The sequence below is a fragment of the Sphaerotilus sp. genome, from assembly GCF_031429695.1.
Lineage (GTDB): Bacteria > Pseudomonadota > Gammaproteobacteria > Burkholderiales > Burkholderiaceae_C > Sphaerotilus.
Genome location: NZ_JANPAB010000107.1, coordinates 90,754 through 103,015, shown reverse-complemented (window position 1 = coordinate 103,015; position 12,262 = coordinate 90,754). Strand labels below are relative to the sequence as shown.

Annotated in this window: 13 protein-coding genes and 1 pseudogene; 9 read left to right on the top strand and 5 right to left on the bottom strand. The window is 69.1% G+C overall.

What is annotated here, in order from left to right:
* Positions 1–50: 50 nt before the first annotated feature.
* The 9 genes and pseudogenes from RMP06_RS20335 to RMP06_RS20295 form a co-directional block, all read left to right on the top strand.
* The gene (locus RMP06_RS20335; protein WP_310463606.1) at positions 51–764 is read left to right on the top strand and encodes an ABC transporter permease; all 714 of its coding nucleotides are present in this window, start codon (positions 51–53) and stop codon (positions 762–764) included.
* A gap of 5 nt (positions 765–769) precedes the next feature.
* The gene (locus RMP06_RS20330) at positions 770–1,489 is read left to right on the top strand and encodes an ATP-binding cassette domain-containing protein (protein WP_310463642.1); all 720 of its coding nucleotides are present in this window, start codon (positions 770–772) and stop codon (positions 1,487–1,489) included.
* Positions 1,490–1,512: 23 nt separating this feature from the next.
* Positions 1,513–2,313: an ABC transporter substrate-binding protein gene (locus RMP06_RS20325; RefSeq protein ID WP_310463641.1), complete on the top strand. Its 801-nt coding sequence runs from the start codon at positions 1,513–1,515 to the stop codon at positions 2,311–2,313.
* A 224-nt stretch (positions 2,314–2,537) separates the two neighbouring features.
* Positions 2,538–3,011, top strand: coding sequence for a 4Fe-4S dicluster domain-containing protein (locus tag RMP06_RS20320; RefSeq protein WP_310463605.1), 474 nt, complete (start codon positions 2,538–2,540; stop codon positions 3,009–3,011).
* A 25-nt stretch (positions 3,012–3,036) separates the two neighbouring features.
* Positions 3,037–4,884, top strand: coding sequence for an aldehyde ferredoxin oxidoreductase family protein (locus RMP06_RS20315; protein ID WP_310463604.1), 1,848 nt, complete (start codon positions 3,037–3,039; stop codon positions 4,882–4,884).
* Between the two features lie 74 nt (positions 4,885–4,958).
* A complete protein-coding gene (locus RMP06_RS20310; RefSeq protein WP_310463603.1) occupies positions 4,959–6,284 on the top strand; it encodes an NAD(P)/FAD-dependent oxidoreductase in 1,326 nt (441 codons plus the stop codon).
* Between the two features lie 10 nt (positions 6,285–6,294).
* Positions 6,295–6,549 carry a sulfur carrier protein ThiS gene (gene thiS, locus RMP06_RS20305; protein ID WP_310463602.1) on the top strand — a complete coding sequence of 85 codons (255 nt, stop codon included), beginning with the start codon at positions 6,295–6,297 and terminating at the stop codon, positions 6,547–6,549.
* A gap of 9 nt (positions 6,550–6,558) precedes the next feature.
* The gene (locus RMP06_RS20300; protein WP_310463601.1) at positions 6,559–6,864 is read left to right on the top strand and encodes a hypothetical protein; all 306 of its coding nucleotides are present in this window, start codon (positions 6,559–6,561) and stop codon (positions 6,862–6,864) included.
* A gap of 45 nt (positions 6,865–6,909) precedes the next feature.
* Positions 6,910–7,995: pseudogene (locus tag RMP06_RS20295) on the top strand (substrate-binding domain-containing protein); the annotation flags it as partial.
* Here RMP06_RS20295 and RMP06_RS20290 read toward each other — a convergent pair.
* From RMP06_RS20290 to RMP06_RS20270, 5 genes are read right to left on the bottom strand one after another with little or no spacing between them, the layout of a single operon-like run.
* On the bottom strand, positions 7,935–8,594 hold the full coding sequence (locus RMP06_RS20290) for a nucleotidyltransferase family protein (protein ID WP_310463600.1): 660 nt from the start codon (positions 8,592–8,594) through the stop codon (positions 7,935–7,937). The pseudogene RMP06_RS20295 and the gene RMP06_RS20290 sit on opposite strands and share 61 nt — an antisense overlap.
* On the bottom strand, positions 8,591–9,598 hold the full coding sequence (locus tag RMP06_RS20285) for an XdhC family protein (protein WP_310463599.1): 1,008 nt from the start codon (positions 9,596–9,598) through the stop codon (positions 8,591–8,593). Before RMP06_RS20285 ends, RMP06_RS20290 begins: the two co-directional genes overlap by 4 nt.
* Before the next feature lie 27 nt (positions 9,599–9,625).
* Entirely contained in the window at positions 9,626–10,159 is a 534-nt protein-coding gene (locus tag RMP06_RS20280) for an SRPBCC family protein (RefSeq protein WP_310463598.1), read from the bottom strand.
* Positions 10,135–11,331 (bottom strand): vWA domain-containing protein, encoded by a 1,197-nt coding sequence (locus RMP06_RS20275; RefSeq protein ID WP_310463597.1) that lies wholly within the window; start codon positions 11,329–11,331, stop codon positions 10,135–10,137. Before RMP06_RS20275 ends, RMP06_RS20280 begins: the two co-directional genes overlap by 25 nt.
* Entirely contained in the window at positions 11,328–12,254 is a 927-nt protein-coding gene (locus RMP06_RS20270; protein WP_310463640.1) for an AAA family ATPase, read from the bottom strand. Before RMP06_RS20270 ends, RMP06_RS20275 begins: the two co-directional genes overlap by 4 nt.
* Positions 12,255–12,262: the final 8 nt, after the last annotated feature.

Sequence of the window (12,262 nt, the reverse complement as noted above, 5' to 3'; positions counted from 1 at the left end):
AGCGCCGACATATCGCCAGCGCCAGGATCCGGCGACAGAATCGCGCCGCCATGTCCACCGTCTCCGAGAGTTTCTCCACCGCGCTGCGCCTGATCGCCCAGGCCGATGCCGCGCTGTTCTCCATCACCGGCCTGTCGCTGCAGGTCAGCGCGGTGGCGTGTGCGCTGGGTGCGGTGGTCGGGCTCGCCCTCGGGGCGTGGCTGGCGGTGGCGACGTTTCCCGGGCACCGTGTGGTCGTCTGGGCGCTGAACACGCTGCTGGCGCTGCCGTCGGTGGTCGTGGGCCTGTCGGTGTACCTGCTGCTGTCGCGCTCCGGGCCGCTCGGGGCGCTGGGCATCCTGTTCACGCCGACGGCGATGGTGATCGCGCAGAGCATCCTGATCCTGCCGCTGATCACTGCGCTGTCGCGCCGCCTGGTGCTGGACGGGCTGCGCGAGGGCGGTGATCAACTGCGCTCGATGGGCGCGGGGCCGCTGCTGTCGGCGCTGCTGCTGTTGCTGCACCAGCGCTTCGCGGTGCTGACGGTGCTGCTGACGGCGTTCGGGCGGGCGGTGGCCGAGGTCGGCGCGGTGATGATCGTCGGCGGCAACATCGACGGCCTGACCCGTGTCATGACCACGGCCATCGCGCTGGAGACGAGCAAGGGCGACCTGCCGCTGGCGCTGGCGCTCGGGATCGTGTTGCTGGGGGTCGTCGGGCTGCTCAACGGACTGATCGGCCTGGTGCAGTGGCGCGCCGGGCAGCCGCAGGAGGCGCTGGCGTGACGACGATGCCCGCGGCCGAGGTGCTGCTGACGCTGGACGGCGCGACCGTGCGCTTCGGTGCGGTGACGGCGCTGCACGGCATCCGGCTGCAGCTCCACCGGGGCGAGCGGCTGGCGCTGGTGGGCGCGAATGGCTCGGGCAAGACGACGCTGCTGCGCCTGCTGCACGGCCTGTTGTCCTGTGACGGGTGGCGCGAGGTCCACGCGCTGCGCGGGACGGGCCGGGCGCCGGTGGCGGCGATGCTGTTCCAGCGGCCGTTCCTGCTGCACCTGTCGGTGTGGTGGAACCTGATGCTGGCGCTGTGGCTGGGCGGTGTGCCGCGGGCCGAGCGGCGTGCCCGGGGGCTGGATGCGCTGTCGCGGGTGGGCTTGCAGGCCACGGCAGACCGGCCGGCGCGCGCGCTGTCCGGCGGGCAGCAGCAGCGGCTGGCGCTGGCGCGGGCCTGGGCGCTGCAGCCCGACATCCTCTTTCTCGACGAGCCGACCGCCAGCCTCGACCCCAGCGCCAAGCGCGAGGTCGAAGCCCTGATCGACGACTTTGCCCGCAGCGGCATGACGCTGGTGATGAGCACGCACAACCTCGGGCAGGTCAAGCGCCTGGCGACCCGGGTGGTCTACCTCGAAGTCGGGCGGCTGGTCGTCGATCGGCCGGTGGACCGTTTTTTCAATGACGAGTTGCCGCACGAGGCGGCTCAGTTCCTCAAAGGAGAATTGCCGTGGACCTGAAACGACGCCGCGCCTTCGCCGCGATGGGCACCCTGACGATTGCGCTGGTGCTGCCGGCCGCGACCGCGCAGGCGCAGGACAAGTCGATCGTCATGGCCTCGACCACATCGACCGACCAGTCCGGCCTGTTCGGCCACCTGCTGCCGGCGTTCAAGCAGGCCAGTGGCATCGACATCCGCGTCGTCGCGGTTGGCACGGGGCAGGCGCTCGACATGGCGCGCCGGGGCGATGCCGACGTGGTGTTCGTCCACGACCAGGTGGCCGAGGAGAAGTTCGTCGCCGAAGGCTGGGGCATCAGGCGGCAGGCCGTCATGTACAACGATTTCGTGCTGATCGGCCCGGCCAGCGACCCCGCCAAGGCCAGGGGCGGCAACATCGCCGAGGCGCTGCTCAAGGTCACGTCGGCCAAGGCGTCGTTCATCTCCCGCGGCGACAAGAGCGGCACGCATGCCGCCGAGCTGCGCCTGTGGAAGCAGGCCGGCGCCGATCTGGCCGCCGCCAAGCCGGCCGGCTACAAGGAATGCGGCTGTGGCATGGGGCCGGCGCTGAACATCGCGGCCAGCTCGGGCGCCTACGTGCTCGCCGATCGCGGCACCTGGCTGGCGTTCAAGAACCGGGCCGATCTGGCGGTCCTCGTCGAGGGCGACAAGGCGCTGTTCAACCAGTACGGCGTGATGGTCGTCAATCCCGCCAGGCACCCGCACGTCAAGCAGGCCGCCGCGCAGGCGTTCGCCGATTGGGTGGTGTCGCCGGCGGGGCAGGGGGTGATCGCGTCGTACAAGATCGGCGGAGATCAGCTCTTCTTCCCGAACGCAGGACGCTGAACACGGAAGATGGGGTCGCGGCTACCCAGCGTGTCAGGCTGGTACATCTGCACCGGCCTTCATAAGCATGAAACCAGCAATCTCCCGCCTGTTGTAAGGCTCTTCAGGGTTACGCCTAGGTTTTCCGGCGCGGTCGTTATGCAGATGATTGCATAGACCCTCCCCGGTGTGCGCCTCGCCCGCTCGGGGCACCCCCCCAACGGACGACTGCGGAGAACCCCATCATGCAGAAGAGCCTTCACATCAACCCGGACAAATGCACGGGTTGCCTGCAGTGCGAAATGGCCTGCTCCTACGAGAACTACGGCGTGTTCGCGCCGGCCAAGTCGCGCATCAAGGTCTTCGATTTCCACGAGACCGGCAAGAAAGTCCCCTACACCTGCACGCAGTGCGACGAGGCCTGGTGCCTGCACGCCTGCCCGGTCGAAGCGATCACGCTCGACAAGGTGACCGGCGCCAAGGTCGTCAACGACAGCACCTGCGTCGGCTGCAAGGTCTGCACCATCTCCTGCCCGTTCGGCACGATCAACTACGTGCAGGAAACCGGCAAGGTGCAGAAGTGCGACCTGTGCGGCGGCGAGCCGGCCTGCGTCGAGGCTTGCCCGACCGGCGCGATCACCTTCATCGATTCCAACTGGACGGGTCTGAACAAGATGCTGTCCTGGGCCGACAAGCTGGGCAACCAGTCTGCCGCCTGATCCGCACTGCTTAAGGAGCACACACATGTCTTGGGCAGGAAAAATCCTCCGCGTCAACCTCACCGCCGGCACCGTCACCTCCGAGCCGCTGCGCATGGACTGGGCGAAGCTGTACCTCGGTTCCCGGGGTCTGGCCTCCAAATACCTCGTCGAAGAGATCGATCCGAAGGTCGATCCGCTGTCGGCCGAGAACAAGATCATCTGGGCCACCGGCCCGCTGACCGGCACGATGGCCTCCACGGGCGGCCGCTACACGGTGGTCACCAAAGGCCCGCTGACCGGCGCCATCGCCTGCTCGAACTCGGGCGGCTACTGGGGCGCCGAGCTGAAGATGGCTGGCTGGGACATGGTCATCTTCGAAGGCGCGTCGGCCAAGCCGGTGTACCTGTCGATCGAGGACGACAAGGCCGAGCTGAAGGACGCTGCCCACCTGTGGGGCAAGTCGGTCTGGGAGACCGAAGGCATCATCAAGAAGGGCCACCAGGATCCGCTGGTGCGCGTGTCCTCCATCGGTCTGGCCGGTGAGAACAAGGTGCTGTTCGCCGCCGTGGTGAACGACCTGCACCGTGCGGCCGGCCGCTCGGGCGTCGGCGCCGTGATGGGCAGCAAGAACCTCAAGGCGATCGCCGTGCGCGGCACCAAGGGCGTCGGCAACATCGCCAACCCCAAGGAGTTCATGCGCGTCACCTACGAGAAGAAGAAGATCCTGCAGGACAACGCCGTCACCGGCGCCGGCCTGCCGACCTACGGCACCCAGGTGCTGATGAGCGTCATCAACGAGATGGGTGCGCTGCCGACCCGCAACCACCAGGACGTGGCCTTCGAAGGCGCCAAGGACATCGGTGCGGAAGCCATGGCCACGCCGCGTGCGAGCGATGGCAAGAAGCCGCTGGTGACGAACCAGGCGTGTTTCGGCTGCACCATCGCCTGCGGCCGGATCCAGAAGATCGACCAGAACCACTTCACCGTGGACAACAAGCCGCAGTACTGGGGCGCCTCGGGCGGCCTGGAATACGAAGCGGCCTGGGCACTGGGCGCGGCGAATGGCGTCAAGGATCTGGACGCGCTGCAATACGCCAACGTGCTCTGCAACGAACAGGGCATGGACCCGATCACCTTCGGTGCCACCATCGGCGCGGTGATGGAGCTGTACCAGATGGGCGTGCTGACGCAGGAGCAGCTCGGCATCGACGCCAAGTTCGGCTCGGCACAAGCACTGGCGCACTTCGCCGAGATCACGGCCAAGGGCGAAGGCTTCGGCATCGAGATCGGCCAGGGCAGCAAGCGCCTGTGCACCAAGTACGGCCACCCCGAGCTGAGCATGACCGTCAAGGGCCAGGAATTCCCGGCCTACGACTCGCGCGGCATCCAGGGCATGGGCCTGACCTACGCCACGTCCAACCGCGGTGCCTGCCACCTGCGCAGCAACACCGTGGCCTCGGAAGTGCTGGGCATCCCGGTCAAGACCGACCCGCTGACCGCCGACGGCAAGCCCGAACTCGTGATGGCCTTCCAGGACGCCACCGCCGCGTTCGACTCGGCCGGCATCTGCATCTTCACCAGCTTCGCCTGGGGTCTGGCCGATGTGCAGCCGCAGGTCGCTGCGGCCTGCGGCGAAGAGTTCACGCTGGAAAACCTGTCGCAGATCGGCGAGCGGATCTGGAACCTGGAGCGCGACTTCAACAACCGCGCCGGCTTCACCAGCAAGGACGACACGCTGCCCCCGCGCCTGCTCAACGAGCCGGCCAAGACCGGCCCCGCCAAGGGCCTGGTCAGCAAGCTGCCCGAGATGCTGCCGAAGTACTACGACATCCGCGGCTGGGACGGCGACGGCCAGCTCAAGGCGGCCACGCGCGAGCGTCTGGGCCTGTGACCAGCTGCTGACTTCTCGATGAACCCAAAACAAGGCGGCCACGACCGCCTTGTTTTTTTGGCACCGACCGAACCATGAAACACGTCATCCTGGGTGCCGGCCCCGCCGGCATCATCGCCGCCGAAACCATCCGCAAGCACGCACCGAACGACGAGGTCATCGTCATCGGCGACGAACCCGAAGCGCCGTATTCGCGCATGGCCATCCCCTACCTGCTCATCGGCAAGGTCGGCGAGGAAGGCACGCACCTGCGCCACGGCGAGAACCACTACGCCGCACTCGGCATCACGCTGCACCGTGCCCGCGCCACGCACGTCGATGTGCAGGGCCGCGCTGTCGATCTGGACGATGGCACCACGGTGGTCTACGACCGGCTGCTGATCGCCACGGGTTCCTCGCCCGCCTCGCCGCCGATCCCCGGCATCCACGGTCCCGGTGTCCACACCTGCTGGACGCTGGCGGACGCGCGCGCCATCATGGAACTCGCACAACCGGGTGCCAAGGTGCTGCAGATGGGCGCCGGTTTCATCGGCTGCATCATCATGGAGGCGCTGGCGGTGCGCGGTGTCGAACTGACCGTCGTCGAGATGGGCGACCGCATGGTGCCGCGCATGATGGGGCCGACCGCCGGCACGATGATCAAGGACTGGTGCGAGACCAAGAACGTCAAGGTCCACACAGGCGCCCGCGTCGAGGCCATCGAGCGACCCGTGCCCGGCATTCTCGACAAGCTCGCAGCGTTGGCCGGGATCAAGCCCTCGCACAAGGGTTCGGCCATGACGGTGCGGCTGTCCACGGGCGAGTCGCTGGAGGCCGATCTGGTCATCAGCGCCACGGGTGTGCGGCCGAACATCGGCTTCCTGAAGGACTCGGGCGTCACCTGCCTGGTCGGCGTGCTGACCGACGAGCACCTGCAGACCAATGTCCCCGGCATCTACGCGGCCGGCGACTGCGCCGAAGCCTTCGACAAGGTGAGCGGCACCACCATCGTCAGCGCCATCCAGCCCAACGCCGCCGAGCAGGCCCGCGTGGCCGCACTCAACATGGTCGGCCAGACGCAGGCCACGCTCAAGGGCGTCACGCAGATCAACGTGCTCGACACGCTGGGCATGATTTCGGCGTCGTTCGGCAAGTGGGACGGCATTCCCGGTGGACAGCATGTGGAGCTGACCGATCTGGCCGCCGGGCGTCACCTGAGCCTGCAGTTCGATGGCGATCTGCTGATCGGCTGCAACTCGATCGGCTGGACCGAGCACGTCGGCGTGATGCGCGGGCTGGTGGAGGGCCAAGTGCGGCTGGGCGACTGGAAGGACAAGCTCATCGCCGATCCGACGCTGCTGATGGAGGCCTACATTGCCCGTGCGCAGGGGCAGCACCAGTTTGTCGCCGGCAAGTGGTGAGGCCACGTCTGTGCAGATCACGTTCAAGCTCTACGCGTCGCTGACCGACTACCTGCCGGCCGACCGGCGCACCAGCAACTGGATGACGCTGGAGATCGCGCCCGAAGCGACCATCGCCACCATCATTGCGCCGTTCAACCTGCCGATGAATCTGGTACATCTCGTGTTGATCAACGGCGTGTACGTCTACCCGGCCGAGCGTGCCACGCGCACGCTGGTCGAGGGCGACGTGCTGGCGATCTGGCCGCCGATCGCGGGTGGCTGAGGTCGGGCGGTGATCGGCCACTATGCGGCGGCCTTCGAGCGCGACCAGGGCTGCACCGAGGCGGAGTGGCTGGCGTGGCTGCCCGGCGCGGTGCGGGGCCATGCGCTGACCTTGACGGCTTCGGGCGGTGCGGCGCGGGTGGACATCGACGGCGGCGTGCTCGACCTGGCGTGGCACCCGCTGCCGCCGCGCCAGATCGCCCTCGTGCGGCTGCCGCGGCTGGCGATCGGGTTCCGTTTCACTGAGGTGGACGAGGACGCCCGCCAGCGGTTCATGCGCTATTTCGACCTCTACATGCAGCGTGGCGGCGGCTGAGGCGGTGGCCGCGCTGGCGCACCCGCGTGCGGTATCGTCGCGGGCATGAAAACCCGCGGCATCCACCTGCAATACACCTTCGGCGAGCCGGACCAGCGCGGCGCCGACCTGCGCAACCCGCTGTTCGACCTGCTGGGTGCCGTGCGCGAACACGGTTCGATCCAGCACGCCGCCAAGGCGCTCGGCGCGTCGTACCGCCACGTCTGGGGTGCGCTCAAGCAGTGGGAGGAGACGCTCGGCGAGCCGCTGGTGACGTGGACACAGGGCCAGCCGTCGCGCCTGACGCCGTTCGCCGACCGGCTGCTGTGGGCCGAGACGCGCGCGCGCACCCGGCTGACGCCGCACATCGAGGCGCTGCGGGTCGAGCTGGAGCGGGTGCTGACCGAGGCGTTCGACGGCTCGCAGCAGGTGCTGACCGTCTACGCCAGCCACGACGTGGCGCTCACCCGGCTGCGCGAGCTGGCGAGCGCGGACGAGCGGCTGCACATCGACCTGCGCTTCGCCGGCAGTGTCGATGCGCTGCGGGCGCTGGCCGAGGGGCGCTGTCTGGTCGCCGGCTTCCACGTGCCGCGCATCCAGACCGCCGCGCCGCTGTTCGCGCAGGCGCTCAAGCCGCTGCTCAAGCCGGGCCAGCACAAGCTGATCGGCTGCACCCGGCGCATGCAGGGGCTGATGGTCGCGCCGGGCAACCCGCTCGGGCTGCGCACGCTGCAGGATCTGGCGAGCTGGCCGGTGCGTTTCGTCAACCGGCAGGAGGGCTCGGCGACGCGGCTGCTGGCCGATCACCTGTTGCAGCAGGCGGGGGTCGAGTCCTCGGCGATCACGAGCTTTTTCGATCCACCGGAGGACAGCCACCTCGCCGTGGCCGCCGCGATTGCCAGCGGGCTGGGCGACGTGGGGCTGGGCATCGAGGCGGCGGCGCAGGCATTCGGGCTGGCATTCGTGCCGATCGTGGCCGAGGACTATTTCCTGGTGTGCCTGAAGGACACGCTGGAGCACCCGGCCGTGCTGCGGTTGCGGCAGGTGCTGCAGGGGCGGCGCTGGCAGCAGACGCTGCAGACGCTGCCGGGTTACGAGGGCGCGGAGGAGATCGGCGAGGTGCTGTCGCTGACGCGGGCGCTGCCGTGGTGGGCGCTCAAGGGGGCGAGGTCGGCGGGCGTGTCGATGTCGCGCAAGCAGCCCGGGTCGTCGTCCGCGGCCAGCCAGGTGACCTGATCCGGGTACTGGCGCAGCAGGTCGCGGGCGCCGTGGTCGCCGTCGAGCGCCTGCAAGGCCGGCAGCCAGTGCGGTGCGAAGCCGACCGGATGCCCTGCTTGGCTGCAGTGCCGGGGCCGCACGATCGACGCACCGGCCCGCAAGGCGTCGCCGACCGCGGCGAGCGTGGTTGGCGCGATGTCCGGCATGTCGCCTAGCGCGACCAGCACGGCATGGTCCGCCGGCCAGTGCGCCACGCCGTCGGCCAGGCTCGCGCCCATGCCCTGTGCCGCACGGGCGCTGACCACCACTTCGGCTCCGTGCGAGCGCAGCAGGTTGGCCAGATTGTCCCGGCCCTCGCGCACTACGGCGGTGACCGGGCCGCCGTTCAGTGGCTGCAGTGCTGCCTGTAGTCGCTGCAGCGAAGCGAGTACGACGGGCGTTCCGTCAGGTAGCCGCGCCGTGAGTTTGTCGCCACCGCCAGCCGTGTGGAAGCGTTGGCCTAGGCCGGCAGCCAGCAACAGGCCTGAGATCATGGTTGCCGCGCTGTCAGCGCGCATCCCACCCCTGCCACCGCCGACCCCACCTTCTTCTGCTGCAACACCACCCCATTGCGCACCGCCACCACCTCCGCCACCACCGACACCGCGATCTCCGCCGGCGTGCGGCTGCCGAGGTCCAGCCCGATCGGCCCGTGCAGCCGGTCGATCTCGGCCGCCGACAGGTCGAACAGCGCCAGCCGCTCCTTGCGCTTGGCGGTATTGCCCCGCGAACCCAGCGCGCCGATGTAGAAGGCCGGCGACTTCAGCGCCTCCAGCAGCACCAGGTCGTCGAGCTTGGGGTCGTGCGTGACGGCGATCACCGCGCTGTGCGGGTCGAGCTGCAGCTCGGTCACGAGGTCGTCGGGCATGGCGGTGCTGAAGGTCGTGCCGGCCACGTCCCAGCTCAGGTGGTATTCCTCGCGCGGGTCGCAGACGATCACCTCGAAATCGAGCATCAGCGCCATCTGCGCCACCGCCCGCGAGAGCTGCCCCGCGCCGATGATCAGCATCCGCCAGCGCGGCCCGAACAGCGCCCGCAGGCGCCGGCCATCGAACGTGAACGCCTCGCCCCGCGCTGCCGGCTCGATCGTCACCGTGGCGCTGTCGAGATCGAGCACCCGCGCCACCAGCTCGTGCCGCGCCGTGCGGGCCAGCACCTCGGTGATCCACGCGGTGTCGCCCAGCGGCTCCTGCACCAGCCGCAGCGTGCCGCCACACGGCAGGCCGAAGCGGGCGGCTTCCTCCTTCGTCACGCCGTAGGTCATCAGCGCCGGGTGGGTGACGCGCTCCTGGCGGCGCACGCGGTCGATCAGGTCGTCCTCGACGCAACCGCCCGACACCGAGCCGACCACCTGTGCGTTGTCGCACACCGCCAGCAGCGCACCGGGCGGCCGGGGCGCCGAACCCCAGGTCTCGATCACCGTCACCAGCCACACGGCGTGGCCCGCTGCGCGCCAGTCACGCGCCTGTTGCAGCACTTGCAGGTCTAGGCTGTCCATGTCAGGTCTCCCGGTTCAGCCGCATCTTCAGCCGCGTTTCCACGGCAGCCATGATTTCTTCGCTTTGCCTTCTTCTTCGTCTTCGGTGGTGGTGGACTCGCCCTCGACAGGCGCCTGCTGGGCCGTGAAGTACGCCTCGAACGCCTGGAAGAACTCGTCGGCGATCTTGCCCGCCGCCGCATCGACCAGCCGCGAGCCGATCTGCGCGATCTTGCCGCCGACCTGCGCCCGGGCGAGGTAGGCGAGCCGCGTTTGGCCATCGTCGGTCGGGGTGAGCGTCACGTCGGCCGAGCCTTTGCCGTGACCCGCGACGCCGCCCTGTCCTTCGAAGTGGATGGTGTAGCTCGTCGGCGGGTTCACGTCGGTCAGCTTCATGCTTCCTTTGAAGCGGGCGCTCACCGGCCCGATCTTGACGGCCATCTGCGCCAGAAAGCCATCGTCGCCGTTGCGCTCCAGCGTGTCACAGCCGATCACGCAGCCCTTGAGCACCTCGGGGTCATTCAGCGCGGCCCAGGTGGCCTCGATCGGGGCGGGGATCAGGCGTTCGCCTTTGAGTTCCATGGCGGGGTTCCTTGTGAATGCAGTGGTTGGCGCAGCGCCCGCTCCAGGTCGGCGAGGCTGGCGAGGTTGTGGATTGGCAGCAGGCGGTCCACGTGCGGCAGCAGCGCCCGCACCCCGGCCGCCTTCGGCTCGAAACCGTCGAAGCGCAGCAGCGGGTTGAGCCAGACGACCTGGTGCGCGAGTCGGTGCAACCGGGCGGCGGCCTCGGCGAGCCGACCGCCGTCGTCGCGGTCCAGCCCGTCGGTGACGAGCATCACCGCCGCATTGCCACCGAGCACGCGCCGCGCCCAGTGGCGGTTGAAGTCGTCGAGGCAGGCGCCGATGCGGGTGCCGCCTTTCCAGTCCTCGACCTGCGTGCCGGCCTGTGCCAGCGCCACGTCGGGGTCGCGGTGGGCGAGGCAGCGGGTGATGTTGGACAGCCGGGTGCCGAAGGTGAAGGTGTGGACACGCAGGTGGCGGCGCGTCAGGCCGTGCGCGTAGTGCAGGAACAGCCGCGCATAGCGGTCCATCGAGCCGGACACGTCGAGCAGCACCACCAGCGGCGGCAGCACCTTTTTCGGCCGTGTGTAGCGCGGAATCAGCGTCAGCGGCTGGCGGGCCATCTGCCGCAGCGTGGCGGACAGGTCGATGGTGCCGCTGGCTGCCCGCGCGTGGCGGCGCTGGCGCACGGGTTGCACCGGCAGCGGCGCCTGTTCGGCGAGCTTCCTCGCTCGGTCGAACTCGGCGGTGGTCATGGTCTCGAAGTCGAGGGTCTGCAGCCGCTCGCGCTCGGAGAAGGTGAAGGTGGTCTCGAAGGTGATCTCGTCCGGCGCAGCCTTCTGTTCCTCGCGGGCCTGGGCGGCTTCGCGTTGGGCGGCCAGGGCTTCGGCGAGGCGGTTGCTGCGCGTCGGGCGGTGTTTCTCGCCCCGGCCCGTGATCTTCGGCAGCAGCAGGTACAGCAACTGCTCCAGCAACTTCGGATCGCGCCAGAAGACAGCGAACGCAGCATCAAACAACACCTGCTGCTCGCGCCGATCCAGCATCACCGCCGACAGCGCCGCATGGACATCGTCGCGCCGCGCCAGCCCGACCAGCTCGACCGCCTCGATCGCCGCCAGCACACGGTCCGGCCCGACCGGCAGCCCGGCCCGGCGCAGCACGCGGGCGAAGTGGACGATGTTCTCGGCGATCACGGCGCGGCGGTTCCCGGCCCGGCCGCCTCCAGCAGCCCCTTGGCGCGCAATTCGTCGAGCAGCCGCGCCGTGTCACCGCCTTGCAGCTTGGCGATGTCGTCCTGGTGCTTCAGCAGCACGCCGAGCGTGTCCTGCACCATTTCCGGGTCGAGCCGGATCGCGTTCAGCGCCACCAGCGCGTTGACCCAGTCGATCGTCTCGGCCACGCCGGGCAGCTTGAACAGGTCGAGCGTGCGCATGCGCTGCACGAACTCGACCACCTGCCTTGAGAGCCGCTCGGGCGCACCGGGGGCCTTGCGGCGCACGATGTCGAGTTCACGCGCCACGTCGGGGAACTCGACCCAGTGGTAGAGACAGCGGCGCTTGAGCGCGTCGTGGACCTCGCGGGTGCGGTTGCTGGTGATCAGCACGATCGGCGGTGCCTCGGCGCGGATGACACCGAGTTCCGGAATGGTGATCTGGTTCTCGGCCAGCACTTCGAGCAGGAAAGCGTCGAACGGCTCGTCGGCGCGGTCCAGCTCGTCGATCAGCAGCACGGGCGTCTGCGGCCGGGTCAGCGCCTGCAGCAAGGGCCGCTCGATCAGCATCTCGCGCGAGTAGAGGTGACGCGCCAGCCGGTCGTGATCGACCTCGTGCGTGGCTTCGGCGAGGCGGATCTCGATCATCTGCCGCGCCACGTTCCACTCGTAGGCCGTCTGCGCCACCTCCAGCCCCTCGTAGCACTGCAGCCGCAGCAGTTCGGCCCCGAGCGCACCGGCCAGCGCCTGCGCCAGCGCCGTCTTGCCGACGCCCGGCTCGCCTTCGAGCAGCAGCGGCCGGCGCAGCTTCAGCGCCAGGAACAGCGCGGTGGCGAGCCGCCGGTCACAGACATAGTCCTGACCGGCGAGCCGCTCGATCACCGCATCGACCGAATCCGGCAACATCATCGTGG

Bases quoted from the DNA above. Each gene is read 5' to 3' on its own strand.
- RMP06_RS20335 (WP_310463606.1), top strand. From the start codon at position 51: ATGTCCACCGTCTCCGAGAGTTTCTCCACCGCGCTGCGCCTGATCGCC.
- RMP06_RS20330 (WP_310463642.1), top strand. From the start codon at position 770: ATGCCCGCGGCCGAGGTGCTGCTGACGCTGGACGGCGCGACCGTGCGC.
- RMP06_RS20325 (WP_310463641.1), top strand. From the start codon at position 1,513: ATGGGCACCCTGACGATTGCGCTGGTGCTGCCGGCCGCGACCGCGCAG.
- RMP06_RS20320 (WP_310463605.1), top strand. From the start codon at position 2,538: ATGCAGAAGAGCCTTCACATCAACCCGGACAAATGCACGGGTTGCCTG.
- RMP06_RS20315 (WP_310463604.1), top strand. From the start codon at position 3,037: ATGTCTTGGGCAGGAAAAATCCTCCGCGTCAACCTCACCGCCGGCACC.
- RMP06_RS20310 (WP_310463603.1), top strand. From the start codon at position 4,959: ATGAAACACGTCATCCTGGGTGCCGGCCCCGCCGGCATCATCGCCGCC.
- RMP06_RS20290 (WP_310463600.1), bottom strand. From the start codon at position 8,594: ATGATCTCAGGCCTGTTGCTGGCTGCCGGCCTAGGCCAACGCTTCCAC.
- RMP06_RS20285 (WP_310463599.1), bottom strand. From the start codon at position 9,598: ATGGACAGCCTAGACCTGCAAGTGCTGCAACAGGCGCGTGACTGGCGC.
- RMP06_RS20280 (WP_310463598.1), bottom strand. From the start codon at position 10,159: ATGGAACTCAAAGGCGAACGCCTGATCCCCGCCCCGATCGAGGCCACC.
- RMP06_RS20270 (WP_310463640.1), bottom strand. From the start codon at position 12,254: ATGTTGCCGGATTCGGTCGATGCGGTGATCGAGCGGCTCGCCGGTCAG.